The following is a 24,868-nucleotide window of genomic DNA, read 5'->3' on the forward strand; positions in this document are numbered from 1 at the left end:
GCGCCTGGCGGGGTGGCCGTGCGTCACCCCGCCAGGGCCGAGGCCGTCGCGGCGAGGATGAAGACCGCGGCGGTCTTGATCAGGGTAATCACGAAAATATCCGGGTACGATTGCCGATGCGTCAATCCCGTGATGGCAAGCAGGGTGATCACCGCCCCGTTGTGGGGCAGGGTGTCCATGCCCCCGGAGGCCATCGAGGCGATGCGGTGGAGCAGCTCGGGGCTGATCCCCTGGGCCTGGGCGGCGTCGAGCGCCTGGCGGCCCATCACCTCCAGCGCGATCGAGAGCCCGCCCGAGGCCGACCCGGTGATCGCCGCCAGGACGTTGACGGCGACCGCCTGGGAGATGAGCACATGCCGACTCACGTCGAGCACCATCGACCGGACGATCTCGAAGCCCGGCAGGGTCTTGATGACCGTGCCGAATCCGACCTCCGAGGCCGTGTTGAAGATCGCCGGCAATGATCCCGCCGCCGCGGCGGAGAGGGACGCCGAGACCGAGTCCCTCATCCGACCGGAGTTCAAGGCCAAGGTCGCCAGGATTCCCGCCGAGAGGGCGACGATCACGGCCCAGGTCGAGGCCGCATCCCGCGGGCGTGTCTCGGGGAAGTCGCGGAGCAAGGACGCCTCGGGGTACCACGTCTCGACCGACCAGGCGGTCCGGCTCAGGACGAAGTTGACCGTGAGCACTACAAGTAACGGCACGACCGCGGCCCAGAGAGGCGGGAGCCGATCGGCCGATCGGGCCGCGGGCTCGTTCTGGTGGCCGGTGCCGTAACCCTCGCCAAGCAACGCCGCGCGGGCCCGTCGTCGTTCCAGCCAGACAAGGCCGCCGATCAAGACCATGGCCCCGCCGATCGTCCCGGTCAGCGGGGCCGCATACGCATCGGTCCCGAAGAAGCGCGTGGGGATGATGTTCTGGACCTGAGGCGTGCCGGGCAGGGCATCCATTGTGAACGTGAACGCCCCGAGGGCGATGGCCGCCGGCAAGAGTCGCTTGGGGATGCCGGCGTCTCGGAACAGGGCCGCCCCCAGCGGATAAACCGCGAACGCGACCACGAACAGGGAGACGCCGCCATACGTGAGGACCGCCCCGGCGAGGACGACCGCCGGGATCGCGTGGCGAGGCCCCAAGGCCCGGGTCATGGCGGCGGCGATCGCGGCGGCCGAACCGCTCGAATCCATCAGCTTGCCGAACATCGCTCCCAGCAGGAACAGGGGGAAGAAGGCCCGGACGAACCCGGCCACGCCAGTCATGAACAGTTCGGTGTAGGCGGGTAGGAGCGGCATCCCCGACAGCGCCGCGGCTAGCAAGGCGCAGAGCGGGGCGAAGACGATGACGGGCAGGCCGCGATAGGCTACCGTCATCAAGAGGCCAAGGGCCACGACAATCGCTCCCACCTCGATCAGCATTGGTCTAGGTCCCTGGGATCATTGGAACGGCGTGTCGGCATGGAATGATTCGTCTCGGTCGTGACTGGCGATCACTCCGGCGCCCTCAGGAGTGCCGCCACGCCCATGCCTCCCCCGACGCAGAGACTGATGGCGGCCTGATGGACGGACCCTCGTGCGATCTGATGCGCCGCGTGGACTGCCAGCCGGGCGCCGCTGGCCCCAATCGGATGCCCGAGGGCGATGGCGCCGCCGCAGCGATTCACGGTCGCTTCGGGCACTGCCAGTTCTCGGACGCAGGCGAGCACCTGGGCGGCGAACGCCTCGTTGATCTCGACCGCGTCGCAGTCGGCCAGGGAGCACCGCCGCCGATCGCAGAGTCGACGCAGGGCATGCACCGGGCCGAGACCCATCTGCGCCGGCTCGCAGCCGACCGCGACCGAATCGACCCAGTCGCAGAGGATCGGCCACGACTCGCGGACGGCCAGGGCGTGATCGGCCAGCATGAGCATGGCCGCGCCGTCGTTGATCCCGCTGGCGTTGCCGGCCGTGACGGTGCCGTCGGGGTCGAAGACACCCTTCAGACGGGAGAGGTCGTCGAGGGTCGTTCCCGGTCGGGGGTGCTCGTCGGTCTCAAGCCCTTCGACGGAGACCCGTTCATCGTCGAACGCGCCGGACTCCTCGGCGTCGGCGTAACGCTGCTGGCTGCGAGCGGCCCAGGCGTCCTGGCTGCGGCGGTCGATGGCGTACGAGGTGGCCATGGCCTCGGCCAGGAGGCCCATGTGACGGCCGTCGAAGGCGTCGAGCAGGCCATCGCGGAGGATCGAATCGACGAGCGGGGCGTCCCCCAGCTTCAGGCCCTGCCGGGCGCGGGGGAGCAGGTAGGGGGCGCCCGACATTGACTCGGTGCCGCCGCAGAGGACGGCCCGTGCCTCTCCGCTCCGGATGGCCTGAGCGGCCAGTCGAACGGCCTGCAAACCCGATCCGCACATCATATTCACGGTGAAGGCCGGGACCTCCGGCGGCAGGCCGAGGCGGATGCCCACCTGCCGGGCGATGTTCATGCCGTGCCCTGCGCCGAGGACGTTGCCGATGATGACCTGATCGATCATCGACCCGTCGACCTGATCGGCAACCGGCCAGGCCGCCGCGCAGGCCAGGTCGACCGGGGAGAGCCGCTTCAAGGCCCCGAGAAAACGGCCCTGGGGGGTTCGCTTGGCCGCGACGATGCAGAGGCGATCCATCAGTCTTCCTCGGTGTTCCGATCGAATGCGGAGATCGGCATCGTTTTGGGTTCGCGGATGATGGGGCGGAACCCCATCTGGTCGATCACGTCGCGCCGGAGGTCGATGCCCGGCGCGACCTCGATCAGCTCCAGGCCCTCCGCCGTCAAGCGGAAGACGGCCCGCTCGGTGACGTATAGTGCCTCCTGCCCTTTCTGGCGGGCGACGTCGGCCGCATAGGAGAGTTGCTCCACGATCGGGACGAACTTGCGGACGTCCCCTTCCCGGACGATCCGCAAGCGGCCGTTGAAGACCTCGACCTCAAGTCCGCCGGAGGTCATGGTGCCGCAGAAGACGACCCGGCGAGCATTCTGGGAGATGTTCACGAATCCGCCAACACCCGCGAGCCGGGTGCCGAAGCGAGAGACGTTGACGTTGCCCCTCTGGTCGATCTCGGCGGCCCCCAGCGCGGCGAAGTCGAGGCCGCCGCCGTCGTAGAAGTCGAACTGGGCCGGTTGATCGACGATCGCCTCGGGGTGACTTGAGGCGCCGAAGCTCAGGCCGCCGGCCGGGACGCCGCCGATCGGGCCGCTCTCGACGGTCAGGGTGACGGAGCCGAGTAATCCGCGCTCGGCGGCGATCAGGGCAATTCCTTCCGGCATGCCGATGCCGAGGTTGGCGATCGCCCCGGCCTCCAGCTCGTCGCAGGCCCGCGAGGCGATGATCCGGCGCACTCCCGCCGGCAAGCGAGGGCGATCGTCGAGCAGGTCCACATCGCCGGCCCGGCTGTAGGTGGGGTTGAACGCCTCGGCGAAGGTCTGGTCGTGCTGATGCTCGGGGGCGATGACGACCCGATCGATCAGGATGCCCGGCACCCGGACCGCCATGGGAGGGGCGGCATGGGGGAGGAGCCGACGGACCTGGGCGATGACCGTCCCCCCGCAATTGTGGACGGCCTGGGCGATGGCCAGGACCTCGCCGATGATCGCCTCGTCATCCATGACGAGGTTCCCGTGGATGTCGGCCGCCGTCCCCCGGATCAGGCCGATGTGCACCGGGAAGGCCCGATAGAAGAGCCAGGGGCGGCCGTCGAGCTCGATCCGCTGGACCAAGTCGGCCGTCGATCGCGTGTTGAGGCGGCCTCCGCGGTGGACCGGGTCGATGAATGTCCCCAGGCCGACGCCGGTGATGCAGCCGGGCCGTCCGGCGGCGATGTCGCGGAGCAGGTGGCAGATGACCCCCTGGGGGAAGTTGTACGCCTCGATCTCGTTCTCCATCGCGAGGCGACCGATCCGGGGTGCGAGTCCCCAGTGGCCGCCGACGACCCGGGCCAGCAAGCCCCGATGACCCAAGTGATTCAGGCCGCGGTCGCCGCCGTCTCCCTGGCCGGCGGCGTAGAGCAGGGTCAGGTTCCGGGGGCGGCCGGTGTCCAGGAATCGGGCCTCGATCGCCGCCGTGAGGGCCTCGGGGTGGGCCGCGCCGACGAAGCCTCCGCTGACGAGGGTCTGCCCATCGTCGAGGTCCTCGACCGCCTCGGCGGCGGAGCACAGGAGTCTTTCGATGCGAGGGGTCACGCCCACCATCCCCCGTTGACGTGGATCGTCTGGCCGGTGATGTAGCCGGCCAGGTCGCTGGAGAGGAAGAGGATCGCATGGGCGATCTCCTCCGGCTCGCCGAACCGGTTCAGGGGGATGTCGGCGAGCATCCGGGTGCGGACCTCCTCGGGGATCGTCTTGCCCATGTCGGTCAGGACGACGCCGGGGGCGACCGCGTTGACGGTGATGCGGCGGGGGGCCAGTTCCTTGCTGAGGACCTTGGTCATCGCGATCACCCCGGCCTTGGCCGCCGCGTAGTTCGCCTGACCGAAGAAGCCGACGACCCCGGAAATCGAGGCGAGATTGACGATCCGGCCGCCGTCGCCCATGAATCCGAGGGCCGCCCGGCAGACGCGGAAGACGCCGCCCAGGTCGGTGTCGATGACGGCTTGCCACTCATCGTCGCTCATCTTCCGGAGGGTCCGGTCCCGGATGACGGCGGCATTGTTGACGACGATGTCGAGCCGGCCGAAGCGCTCGCGAATGGCCGTCATCATGGCGTCGACCTGCTTCGGGTCGCAGACGTCGGCCGGCAAGGCGATGGCCCGATCTCCCAGCCCCTCGGCGACGGCTCGGGCACGCTCGGCGTTCTGGCCGGCGGGGTCGGGCGGGTAGTTGATGACCACGGCGGCCCCCGCCGCGTGCAAGGCCAGGGCCGAGGCCCGTCCCAGTCCCTGGCCCGATCCGGTGACGAGGGCCACCTTGCCGCCGATGTCGATTCCGATCACCGTTACGCTCTCCAACAAGGAGCAATCACCAGGAGCAATCCCGTTGCCGTCGGCCTGGCAGGCGCGGTCAAGGGACGTCAGCCTTTTCGGATTTCGAGCGGGGAGTTGATGCCGAAGGCTCGGCAACAGGCGAGGCCCGACCCGCTCGGGCTTGAAGGTAACCGGGAGTTGCGCGTTGAACAAGCAACGCCCCTGATCGCATCATCGCACCGGGAGGTCGGCCCGGTCGGCCCGCGACCGGCCGCCGAGGCCCGGCCCCACGGTTTCAAGGTCCTTGACCCTGATGGTTCGGCGTGACCAGGATCATTGAATCTCATGACCTGGATCGTGTTTCGGTTCGAGGGGGTTCCAACCCGGAACACGCACACGTCACGGATCGTTCGCCGGTTCGCATCGCCTCGGGTCGCATGCCGTCGCGTTGCGACACGAATCAGCACGTCAGGTCCCGTCACGTCGACCACCCGCCCGAATCTCGGAGGGAGAACTCGTGAACCGCTGCCTTTTGTTCGCGATGGCCTTGGGTCTGGCCCCCCAATGGCTCCAGGCGGAGGACCGCGAGGCCGCTCCGCTCAAGGTCCTCTTCCTGGGGGACCAGGGGCATCATCGCCCCGCCGAGCGGGCAGCCCAGATCATCCCCGTGATGGCCGGCCGCGGGATCGACGTGACTTATACCGAGGAGATCGACACGGCCCTCGATCCGGACACGCTCTCGTCCTACGATGCCCTAATCATTTATGCGAACATCGAGGCGATCGATCCCGAGCGCGAGCGGGCCTTGCTCGACTACGTGGCCGGCGGCGGCGGCTTCGTGCCGATCCACTGCGCCTCGTACTGCTTCCTGAACTCTCCGGCCTACGTCGAACTGGTCGGTGCGCAGTTCCTCCGCCACGAGACAGGGGAATTCGAGACGGAGGTCGTGGACCCGAGCCACCCGATCATGGTCGGATTCGAGCCGTTCCGGACCTGGGATGAGACCTATGTGCATGCCAGGCACGACCCCGAGAAGCATCTCTTGCAGGTTCGGCCCGAGGGGGACGGGCGCGAACCCTGGACCTGGGTGCGGGCCCATGGTGCTGGACGGGTCTTCTACACGGCGTACGGCCACGATCACCGGACCTGGACCGAGCCCGGCTTCCAGGATCTCATCGAGCGCGGCATCCGATGGGCCGCGAACCGAGGGGGAGTCTTCGACAGCCGCCCCCGACCCTTAGATCGGGAGGGGACGTTCACTTCGATCGAGACCGAAACTCCGATCCCGAACTATCTGGCCGGGGAACGCTGGGGCACCCAGGGGGAGCCGCTTCGACGGATGCAGGAGGCGCTCGGCCCGGCCGAATCGATGGAACGCCTCGTGGTCCCGAACGGTTTCCGCGTCGAGCTGTTCGCGAGCGAGCCGGACATCCTCAAGCCGCTGTGCATGGCATGGGACCGCCGCGGCCGGCTCTGGATTGCCGAGAGCGTCGATTACCCCAACACGAAGGTCGAGCGGGGGGAAGGGCGCGACCGCATCACGATCTGCGAGGACACCGACGGCGACGGCCGGGCCGATGCGTTCACCGTCTTCGCCGAAGGCTTGAACATCCCGACGAGCTTGACCTTCGCCCGGGGCGGCGTGATCGTCCATCAGGCCCCCGATACCCTCTTCTTGAAGGATACCGACGGCGACGACCGGGCCGACGTTCGCGAGGTCCTGCTCACCGGCTGGGGAACCGATGACACGCACGCCGGGCCAAGCAACCTGCGCTATGGCCTGGATAACTGGATCTACGGGATCGTCGGCTACTCGGCCTTCCGGGGCCAGGTTGGCGAGGAATCGCACCGCTTCAGTCAGGGATTCTATCGGTTCCGGCCCGACGGATCCGACCTGGAGTTCCTCCGATCCACCTCGAACAATTCGTGGGGGGTGGGCATCAGCGAGGAGGGGCTCGTCTTCGGGTCGACGGCCAACGGATGCCCGAGTGTCTTCCTCTCGATCCCGAACCGCTATTACGAATCCGTCCGGGGTTGGGCGCCGACGGTCCTGCGTAATATTGCCGACTCCAACCGCTTCTTCCCGATCACCGAGAAAGTCCGCCAGGTCGACTGGCACGGCGGGTTCACGGCGGCCGCCGGTCACGCCTTGTATACGGCCCGGACCTACCCCGATCATTACTGGAACAGCTCGGCATTCATCACCGAGCCGACGGGCCACCTGGTCGCCACGATGACGCTGGAACGCCGAGGCACCGACTTCGCCGCGCATTACGGCTGGAACCAGCTCGCCAGCGATGACGAATGGACCGCGCCCATCGTCGCCGAGGTCGGCCCCGACGGGCATGTCTGGGTCATCGACTGGTACAACTATATTGTTCAGCACAACCCGACGCCCCAGGGGTTCGAGACGGGCAGGGGGAATGCTTACGAGACCCCCTTACGCGACCGGACGCATGGCCGGATTTACCGGGTCGTTTACGAAGGCGCTCCCCCGGCCGAGTCGACGACGCTCGACCCGGCCGACGCCGAGGGCCTCGTGTCGGCGTTGACTCGCGACAACATGTTCTGGCGGCTTCATGCCCAGCGGTTGCTGGTCGAGCGGGGCGAGACGGACGTGGTGCCGGCGCTCATTGCCCTGGTCAAGGATCAATCGGTCGATCCGATCGGCCTGAATCCGGGGGCGATCCATGCCCTCTGGACGCTGCATGGGCTGGGGGCGATCGACGGCGAGGCGGAGGCCGCCGCCCTCTCGGCCCTGGGGCACCCCTCGGCCGGCGTCCGACAGAATGCCGTTCGGGTCCTCCCGAAGGACGACGATCAGGCCCTCTCGGCGGTGATCCGATCGGACCTGTTGCGCGACGACGACCCTCATGTGAGGCTCTCGACCCTGCTGGCCCTCTCGGAGCGACCCGAGTCGACGGTTGCCGCGGGATGGCTCGTCGAGGCGGCGTCTTCCGGCGCGTTCGACGGGGATCAATGGCTTGCCGATGCCGCCGTTGCGGCCGCCGCCGCGCACGCGAGGCCGTTCCTGGAACAGCTCGCCACTCATCAGTTCGATGGGCCGCCGACCGCCACCGTCCTCGCCATCGCCGACCGCGTGGCCGAGCACGAGGCCCGGGGCGTGCCCACGGGGACGATCGGCGGGACCGTTGCCCTGCTCACCGCGGCGCATCCCGAGATCGCGCAGGCTGTCATCGCCGGGATCGGCCGGGGTTGGCCCGAGGATCGGCCGGCGACCCTCGACAAGGATGATCAAGAGTCGATGGCGCTCCTGCTCACGAGGCTCCCGGCCGAGACCCAGGGGCAGCTCGTCGCCCTGGCCAGTCGCCTGGGGGCCGAGGGATTTGAGCGGTATACCGCCGAGATCGCCGACCGGCTGCTGGCCGAGGTCGGCAATGAGGCCCGAACCGAGGAGGCGAGGCTCGAGACGGCCCGCCAGTTCGTCACCTTCCGACGCGACGATGCCGGGGCCGCGGCCGACCTCATCGCGTTGATCACGCCGCAAGCGTCGCCGACCTTCGCCGCCGGGCTGGTCTCGGCGATTGGTCGGAGCGCCGCCGAGGGCTCGGGAGCCGTCCTGGTGCGGGCGTATCCGTCGCTCACCCCCGCGGTCCGATCGGAAGTCTTGCGTGTTCTGCTCGGTCGGTCCGACTGGAGCGCCGCGCTGATCGACGGCGTCGAGCAGGAGATCATCCCGGTCGGCCAGCTCGCGCTCGACCAGAAACAACGGCTGATGGGCCACCCGGACGCGGCGATCGCCGAGCGGGCGTCGGGCCTGCTCGCACGCGGAGGCGGCCTGCCCAGCCCCGATCGGCAGCGGGTGATCGACGAACTCGCCCCGGTCGTCCTGGCCGGGGGCAATCCGACCGCAGGGCGAGGCGTCTATGATGCCCTTTGCGCCAAGTGTCATCAGCATTCGGGCGAGGGGGGGAACGTCGGCCCCGACCTGACCGGCATGGCCGCCCATCCGGCCGAGGAACTGCTGGTCCACATCCTCGACCCGAGCCGAGAAGTCGAGGGGAACTATGTGCAATACACGGTCGCCACGATCGACGGCCGGATCCTCAGCGGGTTGCTCGCGGCCGAGTCGCGGACCTCGATCGAACTGATCGACACCGAGGGGAAATCTCACGTCATTCTCCGAGAAGAGATCGATGAGTTCATTGCCTCAGACAAGTCGGTCATGCCCGAGGGGTTCGAGCAGCAAGGCACTCCCGAGCAGCTCGCCGACCTGATCGCCTTCCTCACGCGTCCGGGCAGGTATCTGCCGCTCGATCTCCGCAAGGCGGCCACGGTCGTCAGTACGCGCGGTATGTTCTTCGACGAGGGGTCCCGGACCGAGCGGCTGGTCTTCGACGACTGGTCGACCAAGACCGTGGAGGGCGTCCCGTTCCAGCTCGTCGACCCGCAGGGCGACCGCGTTCCCAATGCGATCCTCCTCTACGGGCCTCAGGGGAGGACGCCGCCCCGCATGCCCCGGGCCGTCGACCTTCCGGTCAATGCCCCGGCCGAGGTCATTCACGTGCTCGGGGGCGTCGGCGGTTGGTCCTATCCGTTCGGCGACGAAGGGTCGGTTTCCATGGTTGTCCGCCTGCACTACGCGGACGGCACGACCGAGGACCACCCGTTGCGCAACGGCATCCACCTGGCCGACTACATTCGCCGCGTCGACGTGCCCGGATCGACCCTCGCGTTCGAACTCGGCGGCAGGCAGCTCCGTTACCTCTCGGTTCGCCCCGAGAGGCCCTCGGAACCCATCGCTCGGATCGAACTTCGAAAAGGTGAGGATGACTCGGCCCCGATCGTCATGGCGGTGACCGTCGAGGTCGGCGATACACCCTGACCTGTCGCGGCCCGACGTTCGGGCAATGCCGTTTCGACGGCCGTCGCGGCTGCGATTGGCCGGTGGGGATTCACGGAGTTGAGGTGTCGCGAGTGATCGTTCGCGAGAAAGGACCGATGATGAGCAGGTTCGGGATCCGGCGTCGATTGGGTAGGTCAGCGGGCTGGACGGCTCTCCTCGTCATCGTCTTGAGCCACGCCGCGAGGGCCTCGGGAGGGCCCCTGGTCCTGGTGTCCTCCTTTGCGGGGGGGGCGGACGGGGTGATCCGCGGTTTCAGCCTGGATCCCGCCACGGGGGAGCTGGAGCAACTGTACCAGAGCGACCCCATCCCCCATCCGTTTTTCTTCAACGTGACGCCGGATCACGGATTCCTGTATACGATCCATGCAGAATCGTTCGGCGGCCCGCAGGACGAGCAAATCGCGGCGTATCGATTCGAGAAGGACGCGGGGACCCTGCGGCTGCTCAACCGCCAGACGACCCGAGGATCGGCCTCGTGCTTCGTGGAGATCGACGCCGAGGCCGGGGCGGTACTGGTCGCCAACTACGCCACGGGGAGTGTCGTCTCCTATCAGATCAAGGACGACGGATCGCTCTCTCCTCCCGTCTCGTTCGTCCAACATGCCGGGAGCAGCGTGAATGAGGCCCGGCAGAGCGGGCCGCACGCCCACTGCTTCGTCATCGGCCCCAACAATCGATTCGCCTACGCCGCGGACCTCGGCCTCGATCAGATCCTCTGCTACGCGCTCGACGCCTCGACCGGGACCGTGACGCCGAACGTGCAACCCTTCGTCCGGACCCCTCCGGGGTCGGGGCCGCGTCACCTGACGTTCCATCCGGGCGGCCGGACGATGTACGTGATCAATGAACTCCTCAATTCGGTCACGCGATTCGACTTCGAGGAGGATTCGGGGATCCTCATCGAACGGGAGACGATCTCGACCCTGCCGGATGACTTCGCCGGTGAGAGCTACTGCGCGGACGTGAAGATCACGCCGGACGGGAAATTCCTGTACGGGACGAACCGGGGCCATGACAGCATTGCCATGTACCGCATCGCCGAAAAGGGGGCGCTCCGCCTGATCGGGTTCGAACCCAGCCTCGGGGAGGGGCCTCAGAACCTCGCCATCACGGCGGATGGCCGCCTGCTGCTGTGCGCGAATATGCCGGGGAATCGCGTGACCGTCTTCCGCATCGACCCCCAGTCGGGGGATCTCACGCCGCTCGGGACTCCGCTGGAAGTCACTTCGCCTTCATGCCTGCGCATTCTCGAAGAACCCCCTTCACCCTGACCAGGACCCCGGAATGAGGTCCTGCGACTCTCGATTGGCTGAATCGAGCGGTTCGTCGGTAGACTTGCCTCGGAAGATCGCGCGTTGAGCGGATGACCACCGGCGACGAACTGGATCGTTCGCCGAGGGTTGCTCCTCAACGTGTTTGCGCCGCGAACTGGTCGAGGTGCTGGCGATCTGGTCCGCCTCGCATGAGCAAATCCGACAAGGGGATCGAGCGTTCTCCCGGATCAGGCAGGCCGGGGAGGAGGCCCAGGACGCGCTGGACCGTCTCCAGCCGTCGTTCGCGACCATGAGGGACGCGGCCACCCTGGCGGCCCTGGCCGTCACCGGTCGGTTCATCCGCTGGCCGGGGTGCGTGACGACCTCGAACGGCGGGTCCGGCGATTCGTGACCCATCAGGAGCCGGGCCGCGAGCCGGTCAATCCGGGGCGGGCCGCTCGCGAGGCGGTCGAGATCCTCCAGGATGAGTCGACGCGGGGGGCCTCGGCGGGTTCTTCCTGCCGACGTTCCTGGGCACCTTGAAGGAGGCGTCCGGCAGTTTCGGCGGCGGGTTCCTCGTCTTCGGGCTTTTGGGAGGGTTCGGAGGGGCCTTGATCCTCTCGCACGCGAGCAGGGGGTGGCGGGGGACCTTCATCAGCGACGAGGGTCGGTCGGTCGGGCGCCGGGGGCCCTGATCGCCGAGCGCCCGGAGCTCGCCTCGTCCTGAATTCGACCGGGCCTGACTTGCCCGGTCCCCGGCACGTCCTGTCTGATGGGATGACGGGGACTCGGCAATCCCGAAACCTCCCACCAGCGATCGCAAGACCTGAGGAGCATGATGACCACTCCCGGAGCACCCGCTCGATTCGACGGCCTTCGGGTCGTCATTTTCGAGGCCAGGATGGCGGGATCGCTCGCCGAGTTGGTGGCCAAGCATGGCGGCGATCCCGTCTCGGCCCCCGCTTTGCGAGAGATCCCGCTCGGGACGGTCCCCGAGGTGGTCGCCTTCGTCGAGGGGCTGGGACGCGAGCAGTTCGACCTCGTCGTCTTCGAGACGGGCGCCGGGGTTCGCTACCTTGCTGGGGCGTTCCGGGATGGCGATTCCCCGATCGACTGGCCGGCGTTGCTGGCCCGGCCCCGGGTCGTGGCCCGGGGCCCCAAGCCCTCCTCGGCCCTCCGGGAGTTGGGGGTGCCGGTCGATTTCCGGGTCCCCGAGCCGAACACCTGGCGAGAGACCCTGGCCTTGCTCGATGATCGCTGCCCCGTGCGAGGCCTCCAGGTCGCCGTCCTGGAGTACGGCAAGCCCGGCCCGGGGCTGATCGAAGGGCTTGAGGATCGAGGGGCGTCCGCGACCCGGGTCCCCGTCTACCGATGGGCGCTGCCCGAAGACCTCCGGCCGCTGCGGGCCGGCATCGCCGAACTGATCGACGGGAAGGCCGGGGCCGCGCTCTTCACGGCGGGTCAGCAGGTCGAGCACCTGCTCCAGGTCGCCGACGACGATGGCAACGGCCGGGACCTCCGCTCCGCGCTGGCCGATCGCGTCGTCATCGGGTCGGTCGGTCCGTCAACCTCGGAGATCCTGCGGTCGCACGGCCTCCCGGTCGACATCGAGCCCGATCACCCGAAGTCCGGGCACCTCGTCGCCGCGGTCGCCGCTCGATGGAAGTCGTCTCTCGCGACACGAAGGCGACGGCCCGACTAGCAATCACGTCCGAGACGGGCCGCCCTGTTGCTGGGACGGCTCGACGCCGAGGCGGGCCAGCACGTTCCGCATCAAGGCTCCCCAGCGCGGGTCGACGGACAACGCCCAGCCGGCGGCGATCGCCCCGGCGTGGAAGACCTTGCCGCCCTGGGGACGCTCCCAGTAGATCACCTCGGCCGAGGTGCCGTCGATCGGCTCCGACCGCCGGCCGAAGTAGTCGAGCGACATGCCGTTGGCCGGCTCCCGGATCCCTTTGGCCAGCGTGGTGATGCCGGGCGGCTCCTCGGGGATCTCCGCCCCTTCGGGAATCGGTCGATGGGTCATCTCCAGCAGGGTCGCGAGCCGGACGTCCGCCTCGTGGCCGACCGCCCTCGGCTCGCCCCCTCCCGGGGCATGGCCGAAGGTCTCGCCCGGCTCCAGGCCGACCGGCTCGGGCTCGTGGAAGAGGGGATGATCGGTCGCGTCGGCCCGATAGACGCCGAAATTCCCCTGGCCGGTGCCCCACCAGCCGAGGCACTCCAGGCCGATGACCTCCCAGGCCGGGTAGCCGCATTCCCGCATCAGGCTGCCGCGCTTCCGGTCGTGGCTGTGCCAGAGCTCCCCGATCGGCGCATCGGTCCGGCCGCCAATACTCGGGTCGTACTTCCGGCACTCGACCACCGACCCGTCGTCGCTGAAGCTCACCCGCCAGAACATCGTGTTGCCCGAGAGCACGATGGCCCCACCGCCCTCGGTCAGGAAGCGGTCGACCCCCTCGAAGGCCGGGATCGACCAGTACTCGCTGTGCCCGTTCAGGACCACGACGCGGTAATCGCGCAGCATCTCGGGGTTGCGGTGCAGGTCGAGGTCGGTCACGAGGTCGTACGAATACCCCTGCTCGTCGAGCCAGACGTGGGTGAAGCGCTCGCCCCGCATCAAATGGCTGTAGCCGACCTCGGGCGGGCTGTACAGGACATCGGGGCCGGCCACCGGCCAGGGCATGTTCATGCCCAGTTGATAGGTCGGCTGCCCTGCGTGGTGATCCCGATAAAAGCAGTAGGCCGGGGCCCGCTCGACGCTGTTGGCCAGCCCCCCCGTGCCCCACGACTGCGGCCCCGAGACGTTCTTCGCGAAGGGCGTGCCCCCGTAGGCCAGCCAGGTGCTCGTCGAGCAGAGGACCAGGATCGGCGCCGGCGGGCTCGACGCGGCCCGTCGCACGAGGAAGGTCACGTCGTACTGGTGGGCCTCGCCATCGAGCTCGAACCGGAAGCGGCCGACGTAGAGCCCCGGCCTGGCCGTCTCGGGGATGACCGCCTCGTGGGTCACCGACCACCGACAATCATAGAGGTCGTCCGACGCGAGCCTGAGGCCGTGCCCCCTGGCGGGATCCCGGTCCGGATTGTACGCACCGAAGCGGGGGATGGCCGAGCCGTCGAACCTCGGGCCGCCGACCATCCAGGTGCCGTGATTGATGATCCGGCCGTCGCGGGCCTGGCCGCTCCAGTCCGCGACGCGGTCGCCGTTCTCCTCGTCGAGCGGCCAGTGGGCATAGACCGTTGCCGGATCCGGGGCGGTGGTCGATCGGCGATCGAACCGCTCCCGGATCGAGCGAGCATCAGGCGGGGCCCGATGGATCGTCGGCCCGGCCAGGTCCCCTTCGAGGAACGCGTCGGCCATGCCGTCCGAGCCGATCGCGCCGAGCCTCAAGGGGGCGCCGCCCGGCCTGACCGGCCCCTCGATCGCCCGTTCGGCGACCTGTCGGCCATTGACCCAGAGCGCCTGCCGGCGCCCGTCCCAGGTGCCGACGACGTGATGCCACTGCTTCGGTTCCAGGGCAGGGCCGGTCAGGAGGCGGTCGGCCCGCCAGACGTCGCCGTCGCCGAGGTAGAAGGCGGCCCGCCCTTGCTCGTCGATCAGCAGGCCGAGGCCGCAGGAGCCGGGGGCATCGTGCTGGGTGATGAGCCCTTGCTGCCGGGCCGTCGGCCAGGGCCGGACCCAGCATTCGAGGGCGAGGGAGTCGATCGCCTCGCCCGGGGGCAGGTGACGCTCGATATGGACATAAGAACCGGGGTGGATCGGCTGCGGGCTTGCCGGGAAGTCGCCGGCAACTTCCAGGACCTCGTCGCCGGAGCGGTCGTCGATGTCCGGGCCGAGCCGGCAGATGGACAGCTCGAAGGGGACCGTGCTGCTGACCCGGAACCGGATCGGGTCGCCCGCGGCGATGCTCTTCTCGGCGTAGGCGTGCAGCCCGGGGAGGTCGAGCGGGCGATGGGGGGGGATCGCTCCGGAGTCGAGGGCGGTCCTGGGAATCGCCCCTTCTGCCGTCCCCGTCGTGCCGCCGACGGCCGAGGCGCCGAGGAGTCCCGCGGCGGACTGGACGATGAACTCGCGACGGCTCTCGGTCGAGGGGGGCGGTTTCTTCATCGGTGGAGGTCCTCTCGGGAGCGGCCCTGGGAGAGCAAGACTCGACGCGGCCCCTCGATCGTCGAGCCGCCTGGTTCGCGATCGAGGGGCCGTGATGAGCTGGGAGGGAGCGACTTCGGGGGCCGATCAGAACTGATCGGCGGAGACGACCTCGCCCCCCTTGCGGGTGCTGATCGACCGGTAGACATCCCGGGCGATCGTCTCCTTGACGAAGGAGACCCGGCCATCCCCCCAGAGGAACTGGGCGCCGCCCGGGTGGGCGCTCCGGAAGCTGATCTGATTCGGCCAGTTGGCGAAGGGCTGGTTCACCGCCGGCCGGTAGTTGAGCGGCGGGGACGTGCTGGAATAGGTGCCGGCGCCGAGGGACCAGGTCTTGAAGTCGTCGTACGACGGCAAGACCTCGCCGACGACAATCGTGTTGCTGGTGCCGTCCCGCATACTGCTCAGCTTCACCGGCGAGAGGATCGAATGCCGCCAGAAGGTCCCCGTGCACTCCTTGAAGCCGTAGGCCGAATAATTATGGCAGTCCGGCAGGCCGCCGAAGAGCGAGCCGTTGCCGAGGTTGTGCGGACCCATGACCCCGGCGTAGTTGGTCGGCGAGAAGGGGACGCCGAAGAGGCCCCAGACATTGTCCTGGAGCTCCTGGCCATCCGGGTCGGAGGGGCACTCGTAGAGATTGATCCGGAACTGGATCAGGGTCCGGTTCCCGATGTTGGCGATGCCGAGCCCCGACTGGAAGTCGCCGTCGAAATTGAACTGGTCGTAGAGGTTGTTCTGCTCGACGAAGGGGAAGATCCCCATCATCCAGCTCATCCCGTTCGAGACCAGGGTCGGGGCGAGCCCCTCCGGGAAGTGGGGTGTGCTGACGGGGAAGCAACCGTGCGTGGACTCGTAGTTGTGGATCCCCAGGCCGATCTGCTTCAGGTTGTTCGAGCACTGCGAGCGGCGGGCCGCCTCGCGGGCGCTCTGCACCGCCGGCAGCAAGAGCGCGATCAGGACGCCGATGATGGCGATGACCACCAGCAACTCGATCAGGGTGAAGGCCGAATCCGAGCGTCGGAGACTCAACGGGAGTCTATTACGTGTATTCAAGAGAATCTCTCCGTGTTGAGGAAAGGCCGATCCTCCCCGGCCGAGTCATTCGGCCGATTCGGGCCTGCCCGACGTGCCGTCAATCCGTCAGTTCGATGTCGTACTGGTTCACACCGGGTTCGACGTCGATCGCGAGCGGCGTATCCACCTCGTTCGCGTAGCGATCCGGAATGAGCAATTCCGGGATGATCAGGCTCTTCTCCTCCTCCGGCCGGAGTGGCCTCCGGCTGTGGACGGTGACCCGGTGGCGGCCGACGGCCGCGCCCTGGAAATCGGCGGTCTTCATCTGGTACGAGCCGTCCGCGTTGATCTCGCCGACCGCCGACGGGCCGCCGACCCCCTCGGTCGGGATGAAGACGACCTGCCCGTGATCGACCGGCTTCCCGTTGTAGGTGACCGTCCCGCGGACCGTCGCCAGGTTCAAGCCGCTCCGGTCCCCGCAACCGGCAACCACAACCACAAGGCAGGCGAACACCCATGACTCGACACGTGGCCCGATGCCGATTCGAACGCCCCTTGTGGTGCCGTCCCGCTCGCTTTTCAAGGTTCTTCTCCTGCCAATGCGCCCAACCGGCTCGTCGTTGCACGCCAGGACGCGTTGCTGTATAGAAATTGTTGGCATATCCACTGGCGTCACGGACCATCCGTCTTGGGAACACCATCATGTCTCTAGCCGTGCCGAGAGAATGAGTCAAACATTTTTTGGATGACGGCCATCATTTTCTGGCCAGTGCAAATTCGGATCATTCGAGATGTTTCGATTCAAATTCTCGAAAAATCTTTGGTATTTTCTAATTTTTGCCGTCGCCGCGGGGGCAGGTTTCTCGACCTGGTGGCATGCGCAAGCCGTCCACCTCCGGATCGAGCTGGAGCGGGCGAGGCACGAACTGGACGCCGGGCGGGTCGCGTCGGCCCGAGGCCGGCTGGTCAGGCTCTCCGGGACCTGGGTGGCCAACGGCGAGGTCGACTACGTCCTCGGGATGAGCGAGCACGCCCTCGGCAACGTCGAGGCCGCCCTCAGGGCCTGGCGACGGGTCCCCCAGGGCTCCCCGTTCGCCGGCCAGGCGGCCCTCGGCCGGGCCATCGTCGAGATGGATCGGGGGCGATTCGCAGAGGCCGAGGCCGTCGCCGTCTCGGCGCTGGCCCGGCCGGGCCCCTCGGCCCCGGGGCTCCGCCAGTTCCTGGTCGAGTTGCTCTGGCATCAGGAGCGGCTGGAAGAGGCCGGTTCGCTGCTCGAAGCGAACTGGGGGCATTACGAGGAGCTTGAGGGGGCCGACTCCCCCCAGGCGATCGCGACCCTGAGGCGCCACCTCGTGCTCGACCTCAACCCGTTCCCGGTCGAGCGGGCACGGGCCGTCCTCGATCGCTCTGGCCGGTTGGCGCCGGACGACGATCGGGTCTGGCTCGGACAGGCGAACCTGGCCATCCGCGACGGCCGCCTCGAGGAGGCGTCGCGATGGCTCGACGCCTGCCTGGAGCGTCGCCCCGATGACCCGGCCGTCTGGCGATCGGCCCTGGAGCTGGGCCTCGCGGATCATCGGATCGACTCGATCCGGGACGCCCTGAGTCACTTCCCGGCCGGATCGGCCTCGCCCTGCCTCCCCCCCCGGATCGAGGCCTGGCACGCAGCCCGCCTGGGCGACACCGAGGCGGAACGCCGGGCGCTCGATCGCTTGCTCGACGCCTGCCCGGGAGCGATTCCCGCCTTGGATCGGCTCGCCGAGCTGGCCGTGACGTCCGGCGACCTCGACCTGGCCTCTCGACTCCGCCGGCGCAAGGCCGACCGCGACGAGGCCTTGCATCGTTACCGGTCATTGTCCGGCGGCGACCTCCGGGCCGAGGCTGCGACCATGGCCAGGTTGGCCGAGACCCTCGGCCGGCGATTCGAGGCGAGGGCCTTCTGGGCGATCGTCCGAAGCCGGGACCCGGGACGCCAGGAGGCCCGCCTCGCCCTCGATCGCCTCGGCCCCCCACTCCGTCCCGCATCGGGGAATGCGATGCTGGCGGATCTGCTGCCCTCGCACGTCGGCGGATCCTCCGCGAAGGATCGGGGATCGATCCGGAAGGCCCGATCGATCGACCCGATCGGCGTCCGGTTCGAGGACGATGCCGCCCGTTCCGGGCTCACCTTCACCTATCGCAATGGCCGATCGAGTCAACACCACCTCCCCGAGACTATGGGGGGGGGCGTCGCCCTGCTCGACTTCGACGGCGACGGCTGGCTCGACATCTACGCCGTGCAGGGGGGCGACTTCCCCCCGGTCGCCGGGTCCGATCGATCCGGCGGGGACCGGCTCTTCCGGAATCAAGGTGACGGCACCTTCGAAGAGGCGACCGAGACTTCCGGGATCGCCGTGTTCGACCAGGGGTACGGCCACGGCGTCACGGTCGGCGACTACGACAACGACGGGAATCCCGACCTGTTCATCACTCGATGGCGTTCATACTCCCTCTACCGCAACCGCGGCGATGGGACGTTCGAGGACGCGACCGAGGCCGCCGGCCTCGGGGGAGATCGCGGTTGGCCGACCTCGGCGGCCTTCGCCGACTTCGACGGAGACGGCCTGCTCGACCTTTACGTCTGCCACTACCTCGATTGGGACGAGACGCACCCCGAGGCCTGCCCCTTGCCTGACCTTCCCGGCTCGAACGGCTATTGCAATCCCTTACTCTTCGATGCCCAGGCCGACCACCTCTTCCGCAACGTCGGCGGCGCCTTCGAGGACGTCACCGCCGAATCCGGGATCGCCGGGGTCGCCGGCCGGGGGCTCGGGGTCGTCGCCGCCGACCTCGACGGCAACGAGTCCATCGATCTTTATGTCGCCAACGACCTCTCGGCCAATTTCCTCTTCCTCAATCGGGGAGGGATGACGTTCGAGGAGCACGGGCTCCAGGCCGGGGTCGCCGCGAACGCCGAGGGGGGCTACCAGGCGGGCATGGGGGTGGCCTGCGCCGACCTCGATGGCGACGGCCTGCCCGACCTCCTCGTGACGAACTTCTACGGCGAGGCGACTACGTACTACCATAACCTCGGCGGCGGGTTCTTCGCCGACCGGACGGCCGAATCCGGCCTCGCCCGGGCCACCCGCCAGCGGCTCGGCTTCGGCATCGCCCCGATCGACGCGCAGAACGACGGGAACCTCGACCTGATCCAGGCGAATGGTCATATCAACGACCTCCGCCCCCTCTTCCCTTATGCGATGCCGCCCCAGCTCCTGATCGGCGACGGCCTCGGCCGCTTCGTCGACGCCTCCGAACACGCCGGCCCCCCCTTCCGGTCCGGCACCGTCGGCCGGGGCCTGGCCGTCGGCGATCTCGACCAGGACGGCCTGCTCGATGCGATCCTCCTCCCCCAGGACGCCCCCCTGGCGGCCCTCCGCAATCGGACCGCCGATGCCGGCCACTCCGTCACGCTCCAACTCGTCGGCGGCCCCTCGAATCGGGATGCCATCGGGGCCAGGGTCTCGGTCGAGGCCGGGGGGCGTCGCCAGACCCACTGGAAGGCCGGCGGCGGCAGCTACCAGTCGGCATCGGGCCCGAATCTCCACTTCGGTCTGGGACACTCGACCCGCCTCGACCTCCTCGAAGTCTCCTGGCCGTCGGGTCGGATCGACCGCTACCGGGACCTTTCGGCCGAAACCGGCTATCGGATCCGGGAAGGGGCCGAACTCCCGGAACGGTTGCCAGGCCGCCCTGATGACTCTCCTGGCCTCCGGCCTTGAGGTCACGCACCGGTCGCCCTCATGACTCCCGGCCTGCATCGTGGTGGCCGGACGCCGATGGCACTACCGGTTACGGGCACGTTTCTCCCCGCGATCGGGAGTCCACCGTTAAGTCGGACCGCTTCGTATCAGGATCCAAGGGCTGGTGTGGTGAGACGACGAGGGCTGCGAGGGGGACCGCCGGCCATGGCAGTCATCAATCGCGCCGGCGGGTCCGATAATGGAGGTTATGTGAATTCGTGTCTCTTCATGTCGAAAAACCATCATGATTGGCGGGATTCGTTCCTTGCGTTCTGGCATGCTCGCTCGGGGGGTTGGCGGGCCTGTGCAATGCCCCGATGAAATTCGACTCATCCGAGGGCGATGGTGACGATCGCGAGGAGGATGCCGCCGAGGATCACCGAGATCATCAGGTGACAGATCGTCACGCCGATTGCCTGCACGAACGTCGTCGGCAACGCCGAGGAGAGCATGCCCGCCATCACGAGCAGGCCGACCGGGAGCGAGACGAGCTGAGCGATCACGTTCCATCCGCCGCCTTCGCCGCTCGATGGGGCCGCGAGCCCGCCCACGAACTGCTCGACGCCGGACCCGGCGATGAGGTTGGCGAGCGTCGCGACGAAGGTGATGCCCATTGCCTTGCCGATCGCCGGTTCCGGGACGGCATCGCGCGTCTCGGGACCGCCGGCCAATTTGTTGCGGAGGCTGATGGCGGCACGCAGGATGATGGCACCCACGAGGGTTCCGATGATCAGGAGTGCGCCGAGGCCGATCAACGCACCGAGGATTGCCGCACGATCTTCCATCGAGATTCTCCATTCATCGGTCATAGAAGATCGACTCGGCCCGAGACCCGAAGGAGCGGGACGTGTTTTCATCGCAGGCGACCCGGCGGCACGGCCTGGTTGAAGTCACATATGACCGAAGGCATTGTCGTGCTGTTTCGAGGCGTCGATCGGCGTCACGGTCGGCCCGAGGCCAGCGATCGACTCTCGACCAAGCCGACGCCTGGCAAGCAGGGAGGCGACCGAATCGGCGTAGAACATGCCCCGCACTGTCGGGCGGATCGCTCCGGAGTCGACCGTCACCAGGCGTTCGTTCTCCAGCGCGGCGAACTGCGCCGGGAAATCCGAAATGGGGTCACTGCCGAAGCGATCGCGATAGACCGCCCGGTCGATCCGGAGGGCGGCCAGGTGACGTGTCATGTAGAGGATGCGCAGGTCATCAGGCCCGTAAGAGAAGGCCCGGTCGTGGATCGGTTCGCCCCGATCGACCGCCGTCGCGTACACCGACGATCCGTCCGGGTTCATCCATTTGACGGCCCGGTCGCCGTGCTGGGCGAACGAGATGCCGCCCGGGCCGAACCCGATCATGTCATGGGACTCGGGTCGGAAGCTGAACTCCTCGTAGACGAAACGTCGATCGCGGTCCCGATGCTCCTGCCGCTCGAAATTCGTGAGCGTCGCCTGGTAGAAACCGCATCCCTCCAGAAATCCCCGCAGATCTCGCCAGTTCTCTGCGGCGATCTCGTTCGGCGGGAGCGAGGCGACGAGGGCGGGGTCGCGTGACCACGCGGTGCCAAGCCCCGGGAACATCACGAGATGGTACAGGCCGAGGTGATCGAGCCCGAGGTCGACGGCCCGGCGCACGTCGGTTCGCATCGCATGGAGCGACTGCCCGGGGAGGTTGAACAGCAGGTCAGCCGAGGCGGTGAAGCCCCGCTGATGGGCGAGGCGCACGACCTCGGCGAACGTATTCGCGTCGCCGAAGCCGAGCCGTCCCATGCGGCGTAACTGATCGAGGTCGAAGGTCTGGATGCCCATGCTCAGGCGGTAATGGCGCGCGGCCAGTTCCTCAACGAGGATGTCCGCCAGCGACGGCTTGCGGTTGACGAATGCGGCAGGTACCCCTTCGAGGGTCACCTCGGCCTCAGAGAGGTCGAAGGCCCTGGACAAGGCTCGGCAGAGGTCGCGGAAGGGGCGTGGTGGGGTCAGGTTCGCGGTCCCTCCCCCGAAGTAGAGGCCGGCGACCCGACGACGAGCCATCGCGGGCGACCCCTGGACACGCCGGTCGATCTCTCGGATCACGCGATCGACGACGGCCTCGGCCTTGCGGCCGCTGAACGCCTCGTGCGGGAAGGTGCAGAAGCCGCAGCCCGCGACGGCCGGGTTGCAGAACGGGTGCGGGAGGACGCCGATCAGCAGCCCCCGATCGGGCCGGTAATCGAGGCGATCCCCGTCGCCCGAGTCATCCCGCCTGGGCATGGCCGCCGCCAGCGGGTACCCGTGCAGCAGGCGGTGCCGCTGCGGCCTCGCCATCCGCCGACGCAGCTCGAGGTGCTCCGCCGCCGTGTCGGCGGGCCGTCGCGCATGGGCCCGTTCGATGAGCGTTTGCAAGTGTGATTCTCCGGTTCGTGGGACAATCGTTCGGGCGGTTGAGGGCAATTCGACCCGCGATCATCGGGCATTTTCCCCGGCGGAGGCCGCGGGGAGCGGGCCGAGGGAGCGGGCGTGGACAGCCTTGCGGCCGAGGCGCATGAACCTGCGAAGGGCCGCACCGCGGAGCCGGGCCAGGGGCTTCGGGCCGCGAATGGTCAGCGAGTCGATGTCGTCGCGGTGCTGGGTCAGGAGTTCGCATCCGTCGGCCGTCACCAGGACGGTGTCGGAGTGCCGGTAGCCCCCCCGGCCGTCGCCACCGCCCGACACGTAGATGCCCGGCTCGACGCTGACGACCATGCCTTCGGAGAGCACGTCGTCGCTCCCCTCGGCCAGCCAGGGGGCCTCGTGGTTGCCGAGGCCGATCCCGTGCCCGAGGCGGTGGAGCCGGCATGCTTCGCCTTCGAAACTCCGGGCGCGGAGGAACTCGGTGACCGTGATGTCCAGCTCGCCGCACGGGAGGCCGGGGCGGATCGTCCGGAAGGCGAGTCGTCGCGCCTCGTTCATCGCCCCGAAGACGCGCCTCTGCTCGGCGTTCGGGGGGACGGTGAAGTAGGTGCGCTCGCTCTCGGCGGCATAGCCGTTGATCCGGTGGAAGGCCAGGGCGACGTGAGGCCCCGGCCCGAGCCGGTCGTTCAGGTCAGGGATCGAGTGCGGTTGGGCGCTCCTCGGGGCGGCCCAGGTCGCCATCAGGACCCGGGTCGTGAGCGGCTCGAAGTCATCAAGGTCCCGGAGGATCGCCCGGGTGAGGCCGCCCGACTGGGCGAAACACTCCGCGGCCGTCGCCCCCCGGTATGAGGCGGCCAGGAGCCGCTCGACACCCCGGTCGGCATACCAGGCCGCCCGGCGGATCATCGCGACCTCGGCTGGCGACTTGACCAGGCGGAGCCGCTCGACGAGCGGGGCGACGACCAGGGCCTGATCGGGCATCTCATCGACGATGCCCAGCGGGAGGGTCGGCTCGACGCCGACCCGGTGCGCCGGCCCGATCAGTCCTCGGAGGACGTCGATCCACCGCCGGCCCTCGGGCGAGGGGGATTCCCGGTAGGTCCTGATCGCGCCGATGACGTGCCCGGCCTTGCGCATGTGCTGCTCGTCGAGGCGAGGGACGAGCAGCACCGGCTCCCGGCCTCCGGTCGGCTCGACCAGCAGGAAGAACGGCCGATCGAGGGGCTCGAAGCCCGACCCGGTCAGGTAGTAGATGCTGTCAAAAGAGGAGACCAGGAACAGGTCGAGTCCGGCCTCCGCGACCGCGTCCCGCAGGCGTCCAAGCCGCTCGCGGTGCTCATCCGGGGGGATCCCGATCATCGGCCAGCCTCCCCCGTCGTCGTCGATGGCCCGGCGACACCCGATGCCCCCGGGGCCGAGGCGTTCTGGATCAGCCGGGCGAGGAAACCGATCAGGGCGGCATAGTCGTCGACGGCGATCCGCTCGTCGGTGCCGTGGATCCGCTCCAGGTCGTCGGCGGTGACGCGGAGGGGGAGGAAGCGGTAGATGTCGTCGGCGATCGCCGCATAGTGGCGCGAGTCGGTCGCGACCATCGAGAGGCCCGGCGCGACGACCGAACCGGGGTAAACCTCGGCGATCGTCCGATGCAGCACCCCAAACCCGTCCGAGTCAACCGACGAGACCCTCGAGGGCTCCGAGAGCGTCGCCCGGAGCTGGCAGGAGACGCCCTCGCCGGCGAGGAGGGCCCGGATGCGGTCGAAGGCCGTCTCGGCGCTCTCGCCGGGCAGGAGCCGGACATTGACCGTCGCCGAAGCGCGGGCGGGCAGGACGTTGGGGGTCTCGCCGCCTCGGATGACGGTCGCCGCCCTCGTCGTGCGGATCAGGCCATTGAGCGACGGCTTGCCCGAGAACTGCCGGGCGATCAGGCCGCCTGCAAGCCAACGGTTGGCGAGTGCCACGCGGCGGGGCCAGGGCATCTCCGGCCCGAGGTAGTCGAGCATCGCCGCCGTGGCGCCGTCGATCCGGCTGGGGGACGGGTGGGCCTCGAGCCGGTCGATCGCCGAGCAGAGGCGGCCGACGGCCGTGTGGGGCGGCGGCATCGAGGAGTGCCCCTCCGGGCCGATCGCATGCAGATCGACCGTGGCGTATCCCTTCTCGGCGATGCCGACGAAGGCCACCGGCGCGGCGATCCCGTCGATGATCCCCTCCGTCACCCCACCGCCCTCGTCCAGGACGAATCGGAAGCGGACGCCGCGACGTCGCAGCTCCTGGGCGATCCGGAGGTTGCCCTCCCGGCCGCCGATTTCCTCGTCGTGCCCGAATGCGAGGTACACGTCGCTCGCCGGGCGGAAACCGTCGGACAGCAGCCGTTCGACGGCCTCCATCAGCCCGAGGACGCCGCATTTCACGTCGAGGGCGCCTCGGCCCCAGATGAAGCCGTCGGCCACGGTGCCCGAGAAGGGCGGGTAGGTCCAGTCGCCCTCCGTGCCTCGCTCGGCCCTGACCACGTCGAGGTGCGACATCAGCAGGATCGGCTTC

The 24,868-nt window shown here is 68.6% G+C and carries 16 protein-coding genes; 5 read left to right on the forward strand and 11 right to left on the reverse strand.

Features of this window, described 5'->3' with window-relative positions; all coding sequences use genetic code 11:
• Positions 1–23 precede the first annotated feature (23 nt).
• From AB1L88_RS22870 to fabG, 4 genes are all read right to left on the reverse strand, one after another.
• The gene (locus AB1L88_RS22870; RefSeq protein ID WP_367099014.1) at positions 24–1,412 is read right to left on the reverse strand and encodes a GntP family permease; all 1,389 of its coding nucleotides are present in this window, start codon (positions 1,410–1,412) and stop codon (positions 24–26) included.
• A gap of 71 nt (positions 1,413–1,483) precedes the next feature.
• The gene (locus AB1L88_RS22875) at positions 1,484–2,635 is read right to left on the reverse strand and encodes an acetyl-CoA C-acyltransferase (protein WP_367099015.1); all 1,152 of its coding nucleotides are present in this window, start codon (positions 2,633–2,635) and stop codon (positions 1,484–1,486) included.
• Positions 2,635–4,188, reverse strand: a complete 1,554-nt coding sequence (locus tag AB1L88_RS22880; protein ID WP_367099016.1) for a CoA-transferase — start codon at positions 4,186–4,188, stop codon at positions 2,635–2,637. The genes AB1L88_RS22875 and AB1L88_RS22880 overlap by 1 nt, the downstream gene beginning before the upstream one ends.
• On the reverse strand, positions 4,185–4,928 hold the full coding sequence (gene fabG, locus AB1L88_RS22885) for a 3-oxoacyl-ACP reductase FabG (protein WP_367099029.1): 744 nt from the start codon (positions 4,926–4,928) through the stop codon (positions 4,185–4,187). The genes AB1L88_RS22880 and fabG overlap by 4 nt, the downstream gene beginning before the upstream one ends.
• A 496-nt stretch (positions 4,929–5,424) precedes the next feature.
• Between fabG and AB1L88_RS22890 the strand changes: the two genes are divergently transcribed.
• The 4 genes from AB1L88_RS22890 (at position 5,425) to AB1L88_RS22905 (ending at position 12,729) form a co-directional block, all read left to right on the forward strand.
• Entirely contained in the window at positions 5,425–9,753 is a 4,329-nt protein-coding gene (locus tag AB1L88_RS22890) for a PVC-type heme-binding CxxCH protein (protein ID WP_367099017.1), read from the forward strand.
• 230 nt (positions 9,754–9,983) lie between these two features.
• Entirely contained in the window at positions 9,984–11,045 is a 1,062-nt protein-coding gene (locus tag AB1L88_RS22895) for a lactonase family protein (protein WP_367099018.1), read from the forward strand.
• Between the two features lie 145 nt (positions 11,046–11,190).
• Positions 11,191–11,439 (forward strand): hypothetical protein, encoded by a 249-nt coding sequence (locus tag AB1L88_RS22900; protein WP_367099019.1) that lies wholly within the window; start codon positions 11,191–11,193, stop codon positions 11,437–11,439.
• A 423-nt stretch (positions 11,440–11,862) separates the two neighbouring features.
• On the forward strand, positions 11,863–12,729 hold the full coding sequence (locus AB1L88_RS22905) for a uroporphyrinogen-III synthase (protein WP_367099020.1): 867 nt from the start codon (positions 11,863–11,865) through the stop codon (positions 12,727–12,729).
• A 3-nt stretch (positions 12,730–12,732) separates the two neighbouring features.
• On the opposite strand, the gene AB1L88_RS22910 is transcribed toward AB1L88_RS22905, so the two are convergent.
• From AB1L88_RS22910 to AB1L88_RS22920, 3 genes are all read right to left on the reverse strand, one after another.
• Positions 12,733–15,132, reverse strand: a complete 2,400-nt coding sequence (locus AB1L88_RS22910) for a LamG domain-containing protein (protein WP_367099021.1) — start codon at positions 15,130–15,132, stop codon at positions 12,733–12,735.
• Between the two features lie 126 nt (positions 15,133–15,258).
• Complete coding sequence (locus tag AB1L88_RS22915) at positions 15,259–16,224, reverse strand: DUF1559 domain-containing protein (RefSeq protein WP_367099022.1); 966 nt, start codon at positions 16,222–16,224, stop codon at positions 15,259–15,261.
• Between the two features lie 79 nt (positions 16,225–16,303).
• Positions 16,304–16,648, reverse strand: coding sequence for a hypothetical protein (locus AB1L88_RS22920; RefSeq protein ID WP_367099023.1), 345 nt, complete (start codon positions 16,646–16,648; stop codon positions 16,304–16,306).
• Between the two features lie 328 nt (positions 16,649–16,976).
• Between AB1L88_RS22920 and AB1L88_RS22925 the strand changes: the two genes are divergently transcribed.
• Complete coding sequence (locus tag AB1L88_RS22925; RefSeq protein ID WP_367099024.1) at positions 16,977–19,946, forward strand: FG-GAP-like repeat-containing protein; 2,970 nt, start codon at positions 16,977–16,979, stop codon at positions 19,944–19,946.
• 350 nt (positions 19,947–20,296) lie between these two features.
• Here the strand turns inward: AB1L88_RS22925 and AB1L88_RS22930 are convergent, their stop codons facing one another.
• From AB1L88_RS22930 to AB1L88_RS22945, 4 genes are all read right to left on the reverse strand, one after another.
• A complete protein-coding gene (locus tag AB1L88_RS22930) occupies positions 20,297–20,752 on the reverse strand; it encodes a hypothetical protein (protein WP_367099025.1) in 456 nt (151 codons plus the stop codon).
• Positions 20,753–20,857: 105 nt separating this feature from the next.
• A complete protein-coding gene (locus AB1L88_RS22935; RefSeq protein ID WP_367099026.1) occupies positions 20,858–22,342 on the reverse strand; it encodes a radical SAM protein in 1,485 nt (494 codons plus the stop codon).
• 60 nt (positions 22,343–22,402) lie between these two features.
• Positions 22,403–23,689, reverse strand: a complete 1,287-nt coding sequence (locus tag AB1L88_RS22940) for a Xaa-Pro peptidase family protein (protein ID WP_367099027.1) — start codon at positions 23,687–23,689, stop codon at positions 22,403–22,405.
• The coding region (locus tag AB1L88_RS22945) for a M20/M25/M40 family metallo-hydrolase (protein ID WP_367099028.1) at positions 23,686–24,868 on the reverse strand (1,183 nt) is incomplete at its 5' end. The genes AB1L88_RS22940 and AB1L88_RS22945, both read right to left, overlap by 4 nt.

Origin of the sequence: Tautonia sp. JC769 (assembly GCF_040717455.1) — a bacterium.
Lineage (GTDB): Bacteria > Planctomycetota > Planctomycetia > Isosphaerales > Isosphaeraceae > Tautonia.

Excerpts from the sequence above, each read along its gene's own strand:
- AB1L88_RS22870 (WP_367099014.1), bottom strand. The coding sequence starts at position 1,412 with ATGCTGATCGAGGTGGGAGCGATTGTCGTGGCCCTTGGCCTCTTGATG.
- AB1L88_RS22875 (WP_367099015.1), bottom strand. The coding sequence starts at position 2,635 with ATGGATCGCCTCTGCATCGTCGCGGCCAAGCGAACCCCCCAGGGCCGT.
- AB1L88_RS22905 (WP_367099020.1), top strand. The coding sequence starts at position 11,863 with ATGATGACCACTCCCGGAGCACCCGCTCGATTCGACGGCCTTCGGGTC.
- AB1L88_RS22910 (WP_367099021.1), bottom strand. The coding sequence starts at position 15,132 with ATGAAGAAACCGCCCCCCTCGACCGAGAGCCGTCGCGAGTTCATCGTC.
- AB1L88_RS22925 (WP_367099024.1), top strand. The coding sequence starts at position 16,977 with ATGTTTCGATTCAAATTCTCGAAAAATCTTTGGTATTTTCTAATTTTT.
- AB1L88_RS22930 (WP_367099025.1), bottom strand. The coding sequence starts at position 20,752 with ATGGAAGATCGTGCGGCAATCCTCGGTGCGTTGATCGGCCTCGGCGCA.
- AB1L88_RS22940 (WP_367099027.1), bottom strand. The coding sequence starts at position 23,689 with ATGATCGGGATCCCCCCGGATGAGCACCGCGAGCGGCTTGGACGCCTG.